General features: G+C 63.3%; 15 protein-coding genes. 9 read left to right on the plus strand and 6 right to left on the minus strand.

The window, feature by feature from the left end:
* Positions 1–81 precede the first annotated feature (81 nt).
* The 3 genes from C266_RS17535 to C266_RS17545 are packed head-to-tail and all read right to left on the minus strand — an operon-like array spanning position 82 to position 3,537.
* Positions 82–1,347 carry a M20 family metallo-hydrolase gene (locus C266_RS17535; protein ID WP_010805031.1) on the minus strand — a complete coding sequence of 422 codons (1,266 nt, stop codon included), beginning with the start codon at positions 1,345–1,347 and terminating at the stop codon, positions 82–84.
* 21 nt (positions 1,348–1,368) lie between these two features.
* Positions 1,369–2,631: a diaminopropionate ammonia-lyase gene (locus C266_RS17540; protein WP_010805030.1), complete on the minus strand. Its 1,263-nt coding sequence runs from the start codon at positions 2,629–2,631 to the stop codon at positions 1,369–1,371.
* A gap of 45 nt (positions 2,632–2,676) precedes the next feature.
* Positions 2,677–3,537, minus strand: a complete 861-nt coding sequence (locus C266_RS17545; protein WP_010805029.1) for a MurR/RpiR family transcriptional regulator — start codon at positions 3,535–3,537, stop codon at positions 2,677–2,679.
* 297 nt (positions 3,538–3,834) lie between these two features.
* Here C266_RS17545 and C266_RS26340 point away from each other — a divergent pair, with 297 nt between their 5' ends.
* A complete protein-coding gene (locus C266_RS26340; RefSeq protein WP_010805028.1) occupies positions 3,835–5,118 on the plus strand; it encodes an MORN repeat-containing protein in 1,284 nt (427 codons plus the stop codon).
* A 111-nt stretch (positions 5,119–5,229) separates the two neighbouring features.
* On the opposite strand, the gene C266_RS17555 is transcribed toward C266_RS26340, so the two are convergent.
* The gene (locus tag C266_RS17555; RefSeq protein ID WP_010805027.1) at positions 5,230–6,741 is read right to left on the minus strand and encodes a CoA-acylating methylmalonate-semialdehyde dehydrogenase; all 1,512 of its coding nucleotides are present in this window, start codon (positions 6,739–6,741) and stop codon (positions 5,230–5,232) included.
* 109 nt (positions 6,742–6,850) lie between these two features.
* On the opposite strand from C266_RS17555, the gene C266_RS17560 reads away from it, so the two are divergent.
* The 3 genes from C266_RS17560 to C266_RS17570 all read left to right on the plus strand — a co-directional run bounded on the left by C266_RS17560 (position 6,851) and on the right by C266_RS17570 (position 9,441).
* Positions 6,851–7,792, plus strand: coding sequence for a LysR family transcriptional regulator (locus C266_RS17560; protein ID WP_010805026.1), 942 nt, complete (start codon positions 6,851–6,853; stop codon positions 7,790–7,792).
* Positions 7,793–7,924: 132 nt separating this feature from the next.
* On the plus strand, positions 7,925–8,557 hold the full coding sequence (locus tag C266_RS17565) for a bifunctional 2-polyprenyl-6-hydroxyphenol methylase/3-demethylubiquinol 3-O-methyltransferase UbiG (protein ID WP_010805025.1): 633 nt from the start codon (positions 7,925–7,927) through the stop codon (positions 8,555–8,557).
* A gap of 80 nt (positions 8,558–8,637) precedes the next feature.
* On the plus strand, positions 8,638–9,441 hold the full coding sequence (locus C266_RS17570; RefSeq protein ID WP_010805024.1) for a hypothetical protein: 804 nt from the start codon (positions 8,638–8,640) through the stop codon (positions 9,439–9,441).
* A gap of 184 nt (positions 9,442–9,625) precedes the next feature.
* Here C266_RS17570 and C266_RS17575 read toward each other — a convergent pair whose 3' ends face one another.
* Positions 9,626–11,833: a bifunctional diguanylate cyclase/phosphodiesterase gene (locus tag C266_RS17575; protein ID WP_036663432.1), complete on the minus strand. Its 2,208-nt coding sequence runs from the start codon at positions 11,831–11,833 to the stop codon at positions 9,626–9,628.
* A gap of 614 nt (positions 11,834–12,447) precedes the next feature.
* Between C266_RS17575 and C266_RS17580 the strand changes: the two genes are divergently transcribed.
* Positions 12,448–13,077: a glutathione S-transferase family protein gene (locus C266_RS17580; RefSeq protein WP_010805022.1), complete on the plus strand. Its 630-nt coding sequence runs from the start codon at positions 12,448–12,450 to the stop codon at positions 13,075–13,077.
* 24 nt (positions 13,078–13,101) lie between these two features.
* Here the strand turns inward: C266_RS17580 and C266_RS17585 are convergent, their stop codons facing one another.
* On the minus strand, positions 13,102–14,637 hold the full coding sequence (locus C266_RS17585) for a PLP-dependent aminotransferase family protein (RefSeq protein WP_010805021.1): 1,536 nt from the start codon (positions 14,635–14,637) through the stop codon (positions 13,102–13,104).
* Between the two features lie 294 nt (positions 14,638–14,931).
* Between C266_RS17585 and tauA the strand changes: the two genes are divergently transcribed.
* The 4 genes from tauA to C266_RS17605 all read left to right on the plus strand — a co-directional run bounded on the left by tauA (position 14,932) and on the right by C266_RS17605 (position 19,531).
* A complete protein-coding gene (gene tauA / locus C266_RS17590; protein WP_010805020.1) occupies positions 14,932–15,990 on the plus strand; it encodes a taurine ABC transporter substrate-binding protein in 1,059 nt (352 codons plus the stop codon).
* Between the two features lie 80 nt (positions 15,991–16,070).
* A complete protein-coding gene (locus C266_RS17595) occupies positions 16,071–16,895 on the plus strand; it encodes a taurine ABC transporter ATP-binding protein (protein ID WP_010805019.1) in 825 nt (274 codons plus the stop codon).
* Positions 16,896–17,056: 161 nt separating this feature from the next.
* Positions 17,057–17,872 (plus strand): ABC transporter permease subunit, encoded by an 816-nt coding sequence (locus tag C266_RS17600; RefSeq protein WP_036663680.1) that lies wholly within the window; start codon positions 17,057–17,059, stop codon positions 17,870–17,872.
* A gap of 255 nt (positions 17,873–18,127) precedes the next feature.
* On the plus strand, positions 18,128–19,531 hold the full coding sequence (locus tag C266_RS17605; protein ID WP_010805017.1) for an amino acid permease: 1,404 nt from the start codon (positions 18,128–18,130) through the stop codon (positions 19,529–19,531).
* Positions 19,532–19,619 lie beyond the last annotated feature (88 nt).

A 19,619-nucleotide genomic window follows, 5' to 3' on the forward strand; every position in this document is an offset into this window, starting at 1 on the left:
TCTCCTTGATGAATCTCGAACCCCTGAGCGGCCGGCATTCCGGGCGCCTCCTTCAGGGGGACAGCCAGACAATTGCATGTACTACGCTGCAAGCTCGGTCATGATCGCGAGCAGCAGATTGGCCCCGGCGCCGATATCGGTGTCGTGGGTGAATTCGGCCACGTTGTGCGAGAGGCCCTTTACGCTCGGCACGAAAATCATGCCCGCCGGACAGACGCGGGCAAGCATCTGCGCGTCGTGGCCCGCGCCACTCGGCATGCGCCGCACCGAATGCCCCCGCGCCCGCGCCAGCGATTCGACACGCGCGACGATGCGCTCGTCGAACTGCACCGGCGCGAAGTCCGCCAGCGAGCGATGCGTGATGCGTACGCCCTCGGCCTCGGCCACCGCGTCGGCCTTCGCAAAGACGCGACGCACGGCTTCGGCGAGCACCTCGGCATCGGTATTGCGCAGGTCGACGGTGAAGACCGCGCGGTTCGGAATCACGTTGATGAGGTTCGGCGAGACGGACACATGTCCCACAGTCGCCAACTGTGCGCCGCCCAACTCACGCGCCACTTCGCGAGCGAAGCTGGCAATGGTGCAGGCCGCGTAGCCGGCATCGTGACGCATGCGCATCGGCGTGGTACCCGCGTGGTTCGACACCCCCTCGACCGTGAATTCGGTCCAGTGAATGCCCTGCACTCCCGTCACGGCGCCAATCGTGATGCCCTCGTGCTCCAGCACCGGCCCTTGTTCGACGTGCAATTCGACGAACGCGTGCACATCGGGTTTGCCGACCGGACGCTGGCCGGCGAAGCCGATGCGGGTGAGGTTCTCGCTCACGGTGGTGCCATCGATTCCCACGGTGCCGAGCGCGTCGTCCAACGGCATGCCCCCCACATAAACCAGGCTGCCCATCATGTCGGGCGAGAAGCGCGCGCCTTCCTCGTTCGTAAAGAAGCCCACTGCGAGCGGACGGCGCGTGACTATGCCCGCGTCGTTGAGTGCGGCAATGACCTCCAGTCCGGCAAGCACGCCCAGGTTGCCGTCGTAACGACCGCCCGTGCGTACGGTATCGATGTGCGAGCCCGTCATCACCGGCGGGCCGTCTTCACGACCGGCACGTACGCCCACGACGTTGCCGATGGCGTCCACACTCACCGTCAGCCCTAGGTCGCGCATCCAGCCGACGACGCGCTTGCGGCCCTCGCCATCGTCGTCGGTGAGCGCCAGACGGCTGCAACCGCCGCCATCGATCGCGCCGACTTCCGCCAGCGCAGCGATGCGGGCAAGCAGGCGCGGCAAATCGATGCGCAGATCCGACATTGCGCCGTCCGGGGAAGTGGCAGGGAAAAGCATGCTCATGGTGCGTTCCGGCTCCGGTAGTCAGGCGGCTTGTTTGACGGCGGCCGCTGTCACGGCTTCGGCGGATTTGCCGACGATTGTCTCGAACAGCACCGGGTCGGTCGCGCCTTCGCTGCCGAAGACCAGCACGCGGCTTGAGGCGTCGAGACCGAGTTCGGCCCGCGACTGCGCGTCGGCGGCGGCGCCAAGACAACCCGCGAGACCCGCCACGGCAGACTCGCCCGCCACCATCGGCGCGTCGCCGAAGCGGCCTTGCGCGAGGATACGCATGGTCTCCAATGCCGACTCGTCATCGATGGTCAGAAAGGCGTGCGCACCGGGGCGCAGAATTTCCCAGGCGAGCAACGATACTTCGCCGCACGCCAGCCCGGCCATCACGGTATCGAGATCGCCATGGACGGCCACCGGCTTGCCGGCGCGTGCGCTCTCGAAGAGGCACGCCGCCTTGTCCGGCTCGACCACGATAAAGCGCGGACGCGATTCGCCACGAGCCTCGAGCGTTTCCCAGAAATGCGCCAGCACGGCAGCCGCCAAGCCGCCCACGCCCCCTTGCAGGAAGACGTGCGTCGGCAGTTGTCCCGTTTCGTCGCGAAACTGACGCAACGCTTCGTCGGCCATCACGGCGTAGCCCTGCATCACGTCCTTGGGCACGTCCATGTAGCCGGGGTACGACGTATCGGACACCACGAAGCGGCCCAGACGCGCCGCATCTTCCGCCGCCTGACGCACGGCATCGTCATAGTTGCCCGCCGTGCGCACAACCTCGGCACCGTAGTGCGCAATGGCGTCGACACGTCCTTGACTGACCGTCGCGTGAACATAGATCACGCACTGGCAACCGAAGCGTTGTGCCCCCCAGGCCACCGAGCGGCCGTGATTGCCATCGGTGGCGCAAGTGACGCACAGCGTGCGGGTCAGGTCGGCAAAGCGTCCCGACAACAGGTCTGCCACGGTGATGCCCGTCTCCCCGGTGCGCGCCTCGATCTCGCGGATCAGCAGGCGGCTCACGGCGTATGCGCCCCCCAGCGCCTTGAAGCTTCCCAGACCGAACCGGCCGGCCTCGTCCTTGTATCGGATCTGTGCAACGCCAGCGGTACGTGCCAACCCGTCGAGCGCCACGAGCGGCGTCTCGGCGTAGCCGGGCCAGCGCGTGATTTCACGCGATGCCGTGGCAAACGCGTCGCCGCCCAGAATCGCGCGGCGCGCTTCGCCATAGCGTGCGCCGGGCTCGATGGCCGGGTTCACGAAGCGCTGCAGGCGCAGATTGGGAAGGGGGTGGGTCATACAATCTCCTCGTTTCTCTGGATGGATCTGTCGGTGAACTACCGGCTAACGGCGCAAGTCGCCGTAGTCGTCGTGCAGACGCTCGATGTGAGCGAGGCGCTCGCGCGCCGCGTCGCCCAGGGCGATGCCCAGACGCGTGCAAAAGTGGTTGATCAGGCTCATGACGGCGACATACGAATCGAACATGCCGGTCGTGCGATTCACACAGCGCAGCACGACGTCGCTGCGCGCCGGCAGTTCGGTCGCGGTCGGATCGGTCAGAATCACGACGTGCGCGCCCACGCGGTTGGCGTGCTCGACCATCGGACGCAGCAGCGTCACGCGGCGGCGGAAGTCCATCACGACGAGCATGTCGCCGGCGCCCATGTCGGCCAGGTCTTCCGCCAGGTTCAGACCCGCGCCCGGCACAAGCAACACGCCGTCGCGCACCTGAGTGAGCAATGCCCACATGTATTGCGCGAGCACCCGGCCGTTGCGGAACCCCGCGATGAAGACACGCCGCGCGCGTGCGCCGATTTCCACAGCTCGCTCGAGATCGGCTGCGTCAATACGCTCGAAGGTGTGTGCCAGATTCTGCAGATCGGTCGCCAGATGCGCGCCAAGCGCGCCTTCCGGGGCGTCGCCCTCGGCCTGCGGTGCCGCAATGCCCGCCAGGGCGAAGAGGGGCGAGCCGTGATCGGCGTCGTCGCGCATGCGGGTGCGCAGATCGTTGAACGTCTCATAGCCAAGACGCTTGAAAAAGCGTGCCGCCGATGCCTTCGACACCTCGGCCATCTCGGCCAGCTCGGTGGCGGAATACGAGGCCAACTGCGGCAAGTGGGCCAGGGTCACATCCGCCAGACGTTTCTCGCTGGGCGTGAAATCGTCTTGCAGTTGCAGAATCCGGTCTTGAAGCGTGCCGTTCATGGTGTTTTCCAATCGCCCGTCCGTTGCCGGCGGGCGCAAAGTTGCGGTTTCCAGCATGCTGCCACCGACCGCGCCGTTTGCATCGCGCGTTTCAAGAGCATGGCATTTTTGGAACTTATGTTTCAGTAAACTATGTAAACGAAAATAAAGTGTCAAAGAGAAAAAAATAGTATTTCGCGGGCGATCGTCCGTTTGTGACGAAAACACCCCATCCCCCAAATGGAGGATGCGGGGCAGCGCGATCATTCGATATCGTCCCGGGCAAACAGTCGGACATGAAGGATCGGGGAGAAAGTCATGGCGCATGGGCGAAACATCCGGCGCGGCGCGATGCTCGCGCTCGGTATGGCGGGCGTATATGGCCTGCTGGGCAGCGCCTCGGCGCATGCCGAGGGCTGGGTCACGGTCACCAACAAAGACTGCAAAGTGTGGTCGAACGATCCGAGCAACACCGGCATCACCTGGACCTCGACGTGGAGCGGCCCCTGCAAGAATGGATACGCCGATGGGCCGGGCGTGCAGGAGTGGTTCAAGGACGGCGTGTTCGACCAGCGTCTGGAAGGGGAACTGAGCAAAGGCAAACGAACCGGCGCCGGCACCTACACATGGGCGAGCGGCAATCGCTACGAAGGCCCCTTCGTCAACGACGAGCGCACCGGCAAGGGAAAACTCTTCTGGGCCAACGGCGATACCTACGAGGGCGATTTCGTCGCGGGCAAACGCACCGGGAAAGGCACCTACGTATGGGCTAATGGGAAGCGGTATGAAGGCGACGTTGTCGACGGCGCCTTGAGCGGTCAGGGCTACCAACGCGAACCTAACGGCAACACCTACCGCGGTCAGTGGCTCAACAACACGTTCGACGGCCCCGGCGTCATTACCTTTGCGTCCGATGGTTCCGTGCGTGCGGGTCAGTTCGTCAAAGGCAGGATCTACGACGGCACCGACACCCGCGCCGACGGCACGCTCGTCGCCACCTACGCCAACGGGGTGCGCACAAACGCCACCACGTCATCCGACGACGGCCCCGGCGTCCTGTCCTTCGTCGCGGGCTTGTTGGGGGCAGCGGCGCAAGGTGTTGCAAGCGGCGGCGGACGCAACGCCGCACAATACCAGGCTGCCGCTGCGGCGCTGCAAGCCACCTCGGGGACGGCCGCGCCGCCGTCGGCCATGCCACTGCCGGTCACGCCGTCGGGCAACTACGGCGCAAGCGCTGGCGGCAATGCCGCGAGTGCAGGACGCAAGACGACCGACCCCATCACAGGGTGCGTCGAACAAGTGCGAATCCCACGGGGAGCCAAGGGTTATGTCGGCTGGTACGAAGTCGAGACAGGCGTCAAAAATACCTGCGGCTATGCCATCAATGTCGCGTGGTGCGTGACCGCCAACAATGCGGCTGACGACTCGGCGCGATGCGAAAAGAACTATTCGGGCTTCTACGGGCTATCGCCGGGAGAACAGTTGTCGCTGCACGCCGACCGGTTCGGTACATTGCAAACGCTCATCTGCAAAGACCCGGCACGCCCGCTCAACATCACCTGGAGTGGTACTCGCTTTACGGGGCAGTGCGTGCTTCTGTGAAGCCTGCCACGCATTCCCGCACGCCCACCGCGACATGCCACGAACAAAGCGGTGCAACCGGATAACCCGTTGCACCGCCCAGGAACGGCAATCCGACGCTGTCCCTACGATTTACTTTGCCGTCGGCATCGCAAACTCGGCGCCCTTTTCCGTGCTCTCCGGCCAGCGCTGCATGATCGACTTTTGCTTGGTGTAGAAGCGCACGCCTTCTTCGCCGTAGGCATGCATGTCGCCGAACAAGCTGCGCTTCCAGCCACCGAAGCCATGCCATGCCATCGGCACGGGAATCGGCACATTGATGCCGACCATACCCACTTCGATACGGCGGCCGAACTCACGCGCGACGTGGCCGTCTCGGGTATAGCACGCCACACCGTTGCCGAACTCGTGTGCGTTGATCAGATCGACCGCTTCGGTGAAGTCCTTCACGCGCACGCATGCGAGCACCGGGCCGAAGATCTCTTCTTTGTAGATGCGCATTTCCGGTGTGACATGATCGAACAACGTGCCGCCGGTGAAGAAGCCCGCTTCATGGCCCGGCACTTTCAGCCCGCGGCCGTCGACCACCAGCTTGGCGCCCTCTTCCACCCCCAGGGCAATATAGCTCTCGATACGCTCAAGCGATTGCCGGGTCACGATCGGCCCCATCTCGGCGTCCGGCTCCATACCGTTCTTGATGACCAGCGTGCGGGCGCGCTCGGCCAGACGATCCATGATCTTGTCGGCAACGTCGCCGACCAGCACCGCCACCGAAATGGCCATGCAGCGCTCGCCCGCCGAACCGTAGCCCGCGCCGACCAGCGCGTCGATGGCCTGATCGAGATCCGCGTCGGGCATCACGACCATGTGGTTCTTCGCGCCGCCCAGTGCCTGCACGCGCTTGCCGTGCTTCGCGCCGGTCTCGTAGATGTAGTTCGCAATCGGGGTCGAGCCGACGAAGCTGACCGCCTTGACGTCCGGATGCGTGAGCAACGCGTCGACAACCACCTTGTCGCCCTGCACCACGTTGAAAATGCCGTCCGGCAGGCCCGCTTGCTTGAGCAGATCGGCCATGAACAGCGACGCCGACGGATCGCGCTCGCTCGGCTTCAGGACGAAGGCGTTGCCCGCGGCGATGGCCACCGGGAACATCCAGCACGGGACCATGCACGGGAAGTTGAAGGGCGTAATGCCGGCAACAACGCCAAGCGCCTGACGCGTCGTCCAGTTATCGATACCGGTCGACACCTGCTCGGTGTAGTCGCCCTTGAGCAACTGCGGAATGCCACAGGCGAATTCGATCACGTCGATACCGCGGGAGACTTCGCCCTGCGCGTCCGAAAACACCTTGCCGTGCTCGGCGGTGATGATCGCGGCGAGTTCGTCGCGATGCTTGTTCATCAATTCGAGGAACTTCAGCATGACGCGTGCACGGCGAATGGGCGGTGTGTCGCTCCATGCCGGGAACGCCGCCTTGGCGCTGGCCACGGCCGCATCGACGTCAGACGTCTCCCCCAGCACCAATCGACGCGCGCTGGCACCCGTCGCCGGGTTGAAAACCGGCTGAGTCCGCTCGCTGTTCCCCTTCACGCGTTGGCCCTGGATGTAATGAACCACGTCGGCGGTATCGTTGAACGCTTGCATTTCGACTCCTCATGAATGGATGAACGATGCCAGCAGTGTATGAATCGCCGGGGGCGACGCATAGGCGGTATCATTGAATTCATTGTTTACATTGACGAACAATCGATCGATGGATCCGGAAAAAATTGAAGGCCTCTGGACGCACCTTCACTGGCTGACGGTGCTCGCCGAACAGGGCAGCTTCACCGCCGCCGCAGCCCGTCTGGGCGTGAGCAAAGCGGCGATGAGTCAGCGCATTGCGGAACTGGAGCGCGCGGCAGGGGTGTCGCTTGTGCAGCGCACCACGCGCAGTGTTCGTTTTACGGAGGCGGGACAACAACTCGTCGACGACACGCGAGGTCAGTACGAACACATCGCGACCAGCTTTTCGAACGTGAGGGATCAGGCCGGCGTGGCGAGAGGATTGATTCGCGTCACGATACCGGTGGCGCTCGGGCGGCAGCAAGTGATTCCGAGACTGTCGCAATTCCTGCGCGCGCACCCCGAGGTTCGCGTGCAGCTCGACCTGTCGGACAGACTGAGTTCGATCGCCACGGAGGGCTTCGATCTCGCCATCCGGCACAGCACGAACGCGCCCGAGACGCATGTGGCCTGGAAGCTATGCGACACGCGTTCGCTCATCGTCGCCACGCGCGCGTATCTGAAGCGTCGCGGCACGCCCGCTTCGCCCTGGGATCTGACGGCGCACGATTGTCTCTCCTATCCGCGAGCGCAATCGGCGAACACCTGGTCGTTTGAACCGAATACGAACCGCAAATCGGCCGCGAGCCCTGTCACGGTAAATATCAGTGGCCCGGTGGCGGCGAACAACAGCGAAGCACTGCGCGATGCCGCGCTGGACGATCTGGGAATCGCACTGCTGCCCGATTTCACGGCACAGGCCGCCGTTCGCGCCGGCAAACTGGTCGTGCTGTTGCCCGAATGGCGTCCGGTCGGCGCATTCGCCGAGCGAATCTACGTGGTGCGCCCCTATGCCTCCCATGTGCCACGCGCCGTCAAACTTTTCGTCGATTATCTGCGCGGCGCGTTTACCGACGGATTTCCCTGCTAGCCATCACGATCCGGCGCGACGCAGGCGTTAGCGGCGCCGAACGATTCGAGGGAGCCTTCGGTGGCATACTGACGGCTAAGTTCGGCGTCCATCCACCTATCCAGTCAAGCCCAGCAAGATTAGGGTGTCCCCATGAATCTCACCCCTCACGATCTCGAGCAAATCAGTACCGGGACGTTGCAGCACTACAATGCCAATGCCGACGACTTCCGGGAAGGCACGCGCGATCACGACGTCACGCAGAACATTGCGGCGCTGTTGCGTCATATCGACGTAGCGCCGCCTTTCACGATCCTCGATTTTGGGTGTGGCCCCGGCAGAGATCTCAAGGCATTCACAGCACTGGGGCATCACGCAATCGGTCTCGATGGCGCCGAACGCTTCGTTGCGATGGCGCGCGACGACACCGGTTGCGAGGTCTGGCAGCAGGACTTTCTGCACCTCGATTTACCGGGCGCACGCTTTGACGGCATTTTCGCCAACGCCGTTCTATTTCATATCCCGAGTCAGGATCTGCCGCGCGTGCTGCAGCAATTGCATGCAGCGCTCAAGCCAGGCGGGGTGCTATTCAGTTCCAACCCGCGCGGCACAAATCAGGAAGGCTGGCATCACGGCCGCTACGGCACATTCCATGATCTGGCGTCGTGGCGTCGATATATGACGACTGCCGGCTTCGTCGAACTCGAACACTATTACCGCCCCGACGGCTTGCCGCGGGAGCAGCAGCCCTGGCTCGCGAGCGTGTGGCGCAAACCGGCCGTCTGAGCTGCCGGCGGGTTTCGTCGCCACGCCCCCACCCGAACAAGTGACCGGTCGACACGATACCGGGCACCTTGGAGATTTGCATGGCTACTCACGACACGCTGCATCCGCTACGTCCGTTCCTGAAAAACTGGGTTTGGGAGCATGGCCGAATCGGCACTCGCTATCTGGACTGCGTCGATGGCGAAATCAAGTTCGACGAAGGCAAGAAGTCGCACTTTGCGGCGGAAGATTATGTATACGTGCCGCTGGGCGAGAACGCTGTCGACGATCCGTCCGTGGATGGCCCCGCGATTCAGGAAGCGGGGCTTGCCCGTTTTCTGAAAGCCGCGCAGTTGGGCAAGCCGGAGGAAGCGGGATCGGTCGCCGAGGTTCAGCGGGCTGTTGCCGATTGCCTGGAACTAGGACTGTTCAGCGCTTATCAGGGAGCCGCCCGCGAGGCCCTTGCCCGCTACGCACAAGAGCCGATGTTCGAGGATGAAATCCGCGCGGCGGTTGTGGACGATATCCGGCGCGTCTATGTGGGCATGCGCGCGCAACTGGCGCTGTACGATTTCAGTGTGCTCTACGGCTTGCCCGCACCATTGCTCATTGGCGATGCGCCCTTCATCGATTGGCGCGCCCTCCCTAGCCCGGCACTTCCCCTCGTATCGCTTCCGCTCGGCCCGCACTCCCTGCTCGTGGGCACACCCTCGGGCAGAAAAAGCCGAATCGGTCCTGTGGTCTGGAAGGCGGCTGCCGCAATGGGCCCGCTGAAGGATCACAACCGCCATATCGCGGAACAGGCGCGTTTGTGGCTGGTCGCCACTACCGATGACCAACTCGTTGCCGTACAAAGCCGCTTCGCCGTGGCGCAAAACGGCAAAGCAGCGGATGCGAAGCCCTGACTGGCATCGCGGACATCGGTCTTGCGATGACGCCCGGTTACGTGATCGCTGACACCGATGGTCAGGCGCTGCCGGACCATGACGGGACGTGAGGCTGCGAACGTCCGCTACGGCGCGTCTTACCTTGGCGTGGCCCGAAGCGACGAGGTCGTGTTTATCCGGATCACGGCGAACATCACTCGCACTACGCGCGATGCAGTTGCCAGCCGCGCCAACGCTCGCTCTGCCCGATATCGAACGTCTCGCCGAACTCATGCGCGGGCATCGGCACACCAAAGAGATAGCCTTGCCCTTCGTCGCACCCGAGCTGACGCAGGTTATCGCGCTGCTGCAATGTCTCGACGCCCTCGGCAACCGATCGCAAATCGAAGCTGCGCGTCATGTCCACCAGCGCGCGCACGACAGACGCGTCGCGTGCCGACTCCATCATTCCCTGCACAAACGAACGGTCGATCTTGATGCGGCTCAGCGGATACCGCCTGAGCAGGCTGATCGATGCATAGCCGGTGCCAAAATCGTCGAACGCGATCCCGACGCCGTGGTCGCGCAACCGTTGTAGCGCGTCGAGAACAACGTCGTCGTCGAGCACGATGCTTTCGGTCACTTCAAGCTCAAGCGCCTCGGGCGGCAAGCCGTGCCGTTCAAGCACCGCGATCACCTCGTCCACAATGCTGCCGATACGGAACTGCAGGCCGAACAGGTTGACGCCGATGCGAAACGCCGGTGCGCCGTTGCGACGCCAGAACGCCGCTTGGCCGCAGGACTCATCAAGTACCCAGGCGCCCACGGTCGCCGCCAGCGGCCCACGTTCGAGCGCGGGCAGAAATGCCGCCGGAGACAACAGTCCGCGTTGCGGATGCCGCCAGCGAATCAACGCCTCTGCGCCCGTCAGCGAGCCATCCGTGAAATCCACCTGCGGCTGGTAGAACATCACGAACTCCCCGTCGCTGACGGCGCGATGCAGCTCGATGTTGTACACACGGCGCGTCACCGCCTCCATGCGCAATGCATCGACAAATGCGAACGCCTGACCTGGCCCGTGATGCTTGGCCTGCGACAGTGCGAGATCGGCGTCGCTGATGAGGCTCAGCGCTTCCTGGGCATGCTGCGGCGTGACCGCGATGCCGGCGCATGCGGTCACGCGCACATCGAAGCCATCAATGACCATCGGCTCGGCGATGGCTGCCGCTGCGATGTCGGCGAGGCGGCGAGCGTCCACAGTATTCGTCACGCCCGGCAGCAGCAACGCAAATTCGTCGGCTCCAATGCGGGCGATCGTATCGCCAGGCCCCGCGAGTGCTCCGAGGCGTCGGGCGACTTCGCAAAGAATGCCATCGCCGACGACGTGCCCAAGCGTGTCGTTGACATCCTTGAAGCCGTCGAGATCGAGGATCACGACGGCACCGCCCGTCAAATTGACCGAAGCGACTTCTGCGTTCCGGTAAAAGCGTGCGCGATTCGCCACGCCCGTGAGCGGATCGGTATTGGCAAGCCGTTTCAGCGTGTCCTTTTCGATGTTCAGCCCGCTCAGATCGTGCGCATGTGCGCTGAACGTCAATGCGCCGTTTTCGCGCCAGCAAAACAGCGAGAGGCTCAACAGAAATTCCGTACCGTCTCTGCGTTGCCCATACACCTCGGACGGCATGGTCACGCCGTCGACGGAGCCGATCGACACAGCTTGCGCGATCTGATCGCGTAGCGCAGACCGGCCGCGCTCAGGGACGAGCGTCTCCATCTCCCTGCCCGGCCCCTCGGCGACTTCGTACCCATAGAGCATGGCGGCCGCGAGATTCCAGTCGAGGATCTTGCCGAACTCGTCGAAGCGAATCATCGCGGTCGGCGAACGACGCTCAGGTTCTGCGAACGTTCGCCGGTCGCGCTCGACGAACAGCTCGACGCGACGCAGCTCCAGGCGGTCCGATGCCATCTTCGCCAGTTCGAGCAGGCGTTCGCGGTCAACGTCGGAGAAGTTGTGGTTTGGCTTGTTGTCGATCACGCACAGCGCGCCGAGCGCATGTCCTCCTGCGGACAGGAGGGGCACGCCGGCATAGAAGCGCACCTGGCTGTCGCCCGTGACGAGCGGGTTATCGTGAAAGCGCTCATCGCAAGCCGCGTCAGGCACGACCATCACGCGATCCTGCAGGATCGCGTGGGCGCAGAACGACGCATCGCGGCTCATATCCACATCACCGCTGGCGAAACCGGTAGCGGCGGCGAAGAATACGTGATCGTCCCCGACCATGTTGACCGCAGCAACCGGCACGTCGAACATGTGGGCTGCGATTCGTACCACGGTATCAAGACTCGGCAGCGGCCGGTCACTGCCCAGCCCGTATTCGGCCAACGCTGCCAGTCGTTCGGTTTCCATCGGCATTACAGGGGGGCACTTCATCAGTGATCTCCTCGCCTGAAAGCGGTTTATGGACAAACTTCGAGAAGCAAATACCTTGTGATTCGATGCGGGAACGGTTTGATATAGCGCTTTCGGTATGTCATCGAAAAATCGCCCCGCGTGATTCTCCATGCACGGTGTGAATACGGCCGGGATCAACGTCCCGCCCGGTCCGTATTACCTGTCCGATTTTGCGGATTATAAGCGGAAGATGGTGTTTTTTGCTTTCTGACGATTCGTCATACGAACCATATGGATAGGCGCGCGAATTCAACAAGGAATTCATCGCATTCGCCATTGATTCATACCAACGTTTGAAACACTTTTTTAGTTGCACGTTTCAAGACGAACAAGGACGACAGGGGTATCGGCCGGCAATCCGGGATACATCGGCGCGGAGGCTCGTCCAACCGTGCGTCTCCCGGCGTCATGCCATATCGTTGGCGGGAAGCCTTTCCAAAGGCCACCTGACCGGTGAAGCCGCCTTCGTAAGCGATGGCCCCTCACCGCCATCGCGCCGTCTGCTCTGCCCGGCAAGTCGCGAATCTGTATCTGTTATCGCCTTGCCGCCGCGCCTAGAATAGCGTCGCTCCCTCCAACGACCTAAGCTCAACATGCTCAGCATTCTCGGCAGACCGACATCCATCAACGTGCGCAAGGTGTTGTGGCTTAGCCACGAACTCGATGAGCCTTTCGTCAATGAACCCTGGGGAGACGGCGATGCATCGCGCAAGCTCGACACCCCGGCGTTCGTCGCCTTCAATCCGAACAAGATGGTGCCGGTGATCGACGACGACGGCTTCGTCCTGTGGGAATCCAACAGCATCCTGCGTTACCTCGCCGCCACGCGCGAACGCGCCGATCTTTACCCGATTGCGCCGCGTGAGCGCGCGCGGGTCGATCAGTGGATCGACTGGCAAGCCTCGGACCTGAACCCGGCATGGGTGTACCCGTTCAAGGCGCTCGTTCGCCAGGCCCCCGGCTACGACGACGACGGCATGATTGCCGCTGGCGTGGCGCGATGGAGCGAACTCATGCGAGTGCTCGATCAGCAATTGCAGTCCACACAGGCGTTCGTCTGCGGCGACCGGTTCACGCTCGCTGACATCCCCATCGGTCTGGCCGTGCATCGCTGGTTCGCCACGCCCATCGGGCATCCCCCGCTCGACGCGGTCGCGGCCTATTACGAACGGCTGTCGTCCAACGAAGGCTTTCGTCGCTATGGCCGCAACGGAACGCCCTGACGGAACCTGCGGCGGGCTCTGCTTTTAGCCCGCCGCCAACGTCTCGCGCAACACCTCGGCCAGCGCAATGACGCCCGCCTCGATATGCTCGAGCCGTATCGAGGAGAAGCCGAGCCGGAACATGTTGCGTGGCGGCGCATCGCCCATGAAGAACACGTCGCCCGGCTCGATCAGAATGCCGCGCGACTTCGCCCGCGCCGCCAGCACATTCGCGTTCAGCGTCTGCGGCCCCCGCACCCAGCAAGACGCCCCGCCCTTCACCTGCACGAACGACACCTCCGGCATATGCGTGGCGAGCGCCGCGCTCAGCACTTCGGCGCGATGGGCGTAGGTGTCCGCCAGCCGGCGCAGCAACGCGTCGTGGTGGCCCAGCGCGAGGAACATCGAGAACGAGCGCTGAATGAACGCCGAAGGATGTCGAATCATCAGACGCCGCAGCGCACGCAACTCGGCCACCAACGCCGCAGGCGCGACGATGTATCCCAGCCGTAAGCCGGGCGCAAACGATTTGGACAAACTTCCGATATAGATCACCCGGTCGCTGCGATCCAGGCTCTTGAGCGCCGGGATCGGGATGTCCGAATAGCTGTTCTCGCTCTCGTAATCGTCTTCGATGAGCACGAAGTCCTCGGCTTCCGCGCGACGCAGCAACGCTTCGCGATGGGCGAGCGGCATCGTGGTGGTCGTCGGGCACTGATGCGAGGGCGTGACGTACACGTAGTCGCATTGCGACAGCCGGTCGTCGACGGGCACCCCATATTCGTTGACAGGCAGGCCGACCAGCTTTGGCGTTCGTATCGCGAAGATGTTGCGCGCATCCGGATAGCCGGGATCTTCGATCCCCACCGTCGTGCGCGCCCCGACGAGCAAATCCGCCAGCAGATAGAGCGCCTGTTGCGCGCCGTTGGTGAGTACGATCTCGTCGGCGTCGGCCCACACGCCACGTCGTGGCAGCACGCGAGTGCGAATCTGCTGAATGAGCGTCTCGTCGTCGCGGGCGATCATGTCCGGTGCCCAGTCACGAATCTCCATGACGGTGAGTGCCTTATGACAGCACTCGCGCCAGTCGGCCGTCGGGAACATCGTCGGATCGAACTGTCCGTAGATGAACGGGTACTGGTACTGCTGCCAGTCGATGGGCTTCACGATGTTGCGCTGCCCCGACGGACGCACCACATAGCGGCCTTCCCAGTCGGGGGTCGACGGGGCCAGTGGCGCGATGGTGCCAGCCGCCGGCGCCGGTGCGGCCTGCGCGGGCGCGCTCTGCGACCCGACGCGCGGTGCGAGGATGTCGCCGTTGACAAAGTATCCGCGCCGCTCGCGGGCGATCAGATATCCCTCGTCGACCAGTTGCTGATAGGCCAGCACCACGGTGTTGCGCGCCACGCCAAGCCCTTCGGCCAACTCGCGCGACGACGGCACGGCAGCACCGCGCATCAGCCGCTCGTCCAGAATCGCCGACACCAGCATCTGGCGAATCTGGCTCTGCAGCCCCATGCCAGCGCGCGCCGACATCAGAAACAACTGGTTCCACATCGCCGCAGAAATCCGGCTCGACATCGCGCCCTCTCTTCGTGTCACTTCCAGAACGTCAATTATTACTCATGAGAAGGTGACGTTAATTCCGAATTGGGGTTTATCCGCAGTCGCGCTGAATCCGGTCGAATTCCAGCATCCATGCGGCTTACGAGCCGATCTCTCGCCATCTGGACCAGTTGGCATCATCAAATGCGGCCAACTGGCTCTAACGAACAAAAATACGGACAGCAATGATGCAGTCACTTGACGCCGATTCGTCACCACCGTTGCGTCAACCGAGTGTTCCACCGATAACTTCCCGATCAGAGGTGAACCATGAATGGACTTCCGAACCGGCTGCGACGGGTGTTCGCTACCACCGCGCTGGCCGCCGCCGCGCTACCCGCCGCCCTCACGCTCGGACTGACGCTGCCGGCCACGGCACAGGCTCAGGAAAAAGAGGTGACGATTGCGTACCAGCAGATCGTCGATCCTTGGCTGGTCGCGATTGCCGGCGGCGAGTTCGAGAAAGCCACCGGTTACAAGATTCACTGGCGTCAGTTCGAATCCGGCGCCAAGGTCGCCACGGCCCTGGCTTCGGGTGACATCAAGATCGGCGTGCTCGGCTCCAGCCCCATGGCGGCGGCCGTCTCGCAAGGGCTGGACTTGCAACTGTTCTGGATTCTCGACGACATCAACCAGGCCGAAGCGATGGTGGTGCGCAACGCATCGAACATCAAGACGCCCGGCGACCTGAAGGGCAAGAAGATCGGCGTGCCTTTCGTCTCGACCACGCACTACCACACGATGTTTGCGCTGCAACAGTGGAACATCAAGCCGAACGAGGTGACGGTGCTCAACATGCAGCCGAACCAGATCGTGGCGGCATGGGAGCGCGGCGACATCGATGCGGCCTATGTGTGGGACCCGGCGCTCGCGCAAATCAAGCAAAGCGGCCATGTGCTGATCACGTCCGGCGAACTGTCGAAGCAGGGCAAACCGACGTTTGACGGTATCGCCGTCGACCGCAAATGGGGCGAGGCCAACGCCGACTTCATGGCGAAATTCGTCAAAGTGATTGCCGACGCAGACGCCGCGTATCGCCAGAATCAGGCCGCATGGTCCGCCGGTTCGCCGCAGGTCAAAGCGATTGTGAAAACGATCGGCGGCAAGCCGGAAGACGTCCCCGGCGCGCTCTCGCTCTACGCCTATCCGTCGGCGCAGCAACAGGCCTCCGGCGATTGGCTGGGCGGCGGCAAGGACAGCCGCGCAGCCAAGGCCCTCAAGGACACGGCCGAGTTCCTCAAGAGCCAGCAGAAGATCAACGCCGTCAAGACCGACTACGCACCCTATGTCACGTCGCGCTACGTCGACGCCGCACTCAAACTGAAGTAAGCCGTGCCGGGGCGGCCACGCCGGATCTCGCCGGTGCGACCGCCCCTCCCCGATCGCTGGATCGACAGGAGAAGGGCTTCATGGAACAACTCATCGTCAACGACGTCAGCGTCGTCTATCCCGGCCGGCGTCCCGGCGAGCAGGTGCAGGCGCTCGCTCACGTCGATCTGAGCATCGCCCCCGGCGATTTCGTGGTGGCGCTGGGCGCCTCGGGTTGCGGCAAGACCACGCTGCTCAGTCTGATGGCCGGCTTCATCGCGCCCACTTCCGGCGAATTGCTACTGGGCGACGCCCCCATCGAAGGCCCCGGCGCCGACCGTGGCGTGGTGTTCCAGAAGCATGCGCTGCTGCCGTGGCTCAATGTGATGGAGAACACCGAATTCGGGTTGAAGCTGCAAGGCATCCCCAAGACGGAACGGCGCGCCCGAGCGGCACGCAATCTCGCGCTCGTCGGCCTGCAGGATTTTCACAACCACATGATCTACCAGCTCTCGGGCGGCATGCAGCAGCGGGTGGGCATTGCGCGCGCGCTCACCTGCAACCCGTCGATGTTGCTCATGGACGAGCCGATGGCCGCCCTGGATGCACTCACGCGGGAGACCATTCAGGAACTGCTGCTCGACGTATGGCGCGAGACCGGCAAGATGATTTTCTTCATCACCCATAGCGTAGAAGAAGCGCTGTTTCTCGCGAGCCGCCTGATCGTGATGTCACCGCGTCCCGGCCGTATCACGCACACCTACGAACTCGACTTCAATCAGCGCTATCTCGAATGCCGCGATGCGCGCGCCATCAAGTCGAGCCCCGATTTCATCGCCATGCGAGAGACCGTGCTCAGCATCATTTATGGTGACGAACGTGCAGGCCAGACGGCGACGTCCGGCACCAGCGCGGTCGCCGCCTGATCGACGCAGGAGACGTTGCCATCATGATGACCAAACCCGTCACCACTCCCCACGCACCATCCGCCAGCGCGGCGCCCGGCAGCGGCGCGCAACGCCCCGCCATGCCGCCGAGTACGCCCAGTACGTCCCGCACACCGCGTCGGCGCGGCTGGTTCGCCCGCATGTTCGCGCCACGCCCCGTCAAGGCAGGAGAATCGTTCGGTGCCCCTGGCCAGGGCCCCAGTCTCGCAATCAGCATCGTGACCGTGATCGTGCTGTTGCTGCTGTGGGTTGCCATTACCTCGTCGGGCATGATCAAGCCGCTGTTCCTGCCGGGACCACGCGCCATTGTCGAGAAATTCACGCAGGTCATGACCGAGGGCTTCGCAGGCTCGACGCTGTGGCAACACACGCTCGCGAGTCTGTATCGCGTGTTCGGGGCCTTCGCACTGGCGTGCGTCACGGCCATCCCGGTCGGCATTCTGATGGGGGTGTCGCGCGTGGCGCGCGGCGTGTTCGATCCACCCATCGAGTTCTACCGTCCTCTGCCCCCGCTGGCCTATTTGCCGCTCGTCATCATCTGGTTCGGCATCGGCGAGTTCTCGAAAGTGTTCCTGATTTATCTGGCGATCTTCGCCCCGCTCGCCATCGCCGCGCGCGCGGGTGTGCGCTCGGTCTCGATGGAACAGATTCACGCGGCGTATTCGATGGGTGCCTCGCCGCGCCAGATCGTCATGCACGTGATCGTGAAGTCGGCGCTACCGGAGATCTTCACCGGCATGCGTATCGGCATCGGGGTGGGCTGGACTACGCTGGTCGCCGCCGAAATGGTCGCGGCATCGAGCGGGCTCGGTTTCATGGTGCTCAACGCGGCGGAGTTCCTCGCGTCGGACATCGTGATTATGGGGATCATCGTGATCGGCTTCTTCGCCTTCGGCTTCGATCTGATCATGCGCTATCTGGAGCGTGTGCTCGTGCCCTGGAAAGGCAAGGTCTGACAAGGCAGGCCCAGCAGGTCCGTTGGTCAAAAAAAAATGACGCAGGGCGGCTCCCCCGCCGCACCTGCCGTCAAACAAGGCATTCAGGAGGTTGTGTGGCAGTCGAGACATTGCAGAGCGGGCGTCTTGCCCGCGAGCGGCATTTTGTTGCTGTTGTCGCTGTAGTCCTTCCCCCCCGGTTCGTTCTTTCTCCCCGTTCCCCTCGTCTCTCCCCTAACGCCGTGCCGATTGCGTGCCATCTCACGGGAGGTCTTCATGGCCAATCGTGACAGCGGCGCGCATCTGCAATCGAGCCTCAAACAACGGCACATGAGCATGATTGCGCTGGGTGGCGTGATCGGCGCCGGACTCTTCGTCGGCAGCGGCGTAGTCGTGCACGCCGCTGGCCCGGCGGCAGTGCTGTCGTTCCTCATCACCGGTGCGCTCGTGGTGCTCGTCATGCGCATGCTCGGCGAGATGGCGTGCGCGCTGCCCGCCGTCGGATCGTTCTATGAGTACGCGCGGCTCGCGTGGAACGACAAACCGGTCGGCGGTGAGCTAGCCGGCTTTCTGACGGGCTGGATGTACTGGTATTTCTGGGTGATCGTGGTCGCGGTGGAAGCCGTGGCGGGCGCCAACCTGATTCAGTTCTGGCTGCCGGGCATTCCCGCGTGGGCCATCAGCCTCGCGTTGCTTGTCGTGCTCACACTAACCAATCTGGTGTCGGTAGCGTCGTATGGCGAGTTCGAATTCTGGTTTGCGTCGATCAAGGTCGCGGCCATCGTCGTGTTCCTGTTCCTCGGTGCACTCTTCGTGTCCGGTCTGTGGCCGGGCGCGGTGGCAAGTACCGGCAATCTGCTCTCGCATGGCGGCTTCATGCCCAACGGCATCGGCCCCGTGATGGCCGGCGCCGTCGCGGCCACCGGCTTTTACTTCGGGGCGGAGATCGTAACGATTGCCGCCGCCGAAGCCGCCGAGCCTCAGCAAGCCGTGGCGCGCGCGACCAATTCCGTCATCGGACGGGTGCTGTTCTTCTACATCGGCTCGATCTTGCTGGTGGTGATGCTCGTGCCCTGGAACTCGGCCGGGATGGCAACACCCTATGTGAGCGCGCTCGAAGCCATGCGCATCCCGGCGGCCGCGCACATCATGAATGCGGTCGTGCTTACAGCGGTGCTGTCGGCGCTCAACTCGGGCCTGTACGCCTCGTCGCGCATGCTCTTCGCACTCACGCGCCGTGGCGATGCGCCACGCTCGCTTGCCAGGCTCAACGCGCGAGGCGTGCCGGTTCGTGCGATTCTCGTCGGTACGGTGTTCGGTTATGTCGCCGTGGTGATGTCCTACGTCTCGCCCGACACGGTGTTTGCCTTCCTCGTGAACTCTTACGGCACGGTGGCGATCTTCGTGTACGTGCTGATTGCTTTCTCGCAACTGAAGTTGCGCAAACGGCTGGAACGCGATGCGCCGGGCAAGCTCAAAGTTCGGATGTGGGGGTATCCGTACCTCACCTGGGTCGCGATTACCGGCATGTTGTCCATTGTCACCGCAATGGCCTTCATTCCGGACCAGCGCACACCGCTCGCGCTGGGTATCGCCAGCCTGACGGTGCTGCTCGTGGCCTTCACCGTGCGTTCGATCTGGCGCAAACTGCGCTCGCCCGATCCGGGCTTCGAAATCTGACAAAAGCGTCCGGAAAATGGCCGGCGGCAGACACTCTGCCGCCGGCCATTTTCTTTTTGGGGCATTTGGCACCACCCACCATAAAAAT

The organism is Pandoraea sp. SD6-2 (assembly GCF_000389825.1).
GTDB classification, from domain to species: domain Bacteria; phylum Pseudomonadota; class Gammaproteobacteria; order Burkholderiales; family Burkholderiaceae; genus Pandoraea; species Pandoraea communis.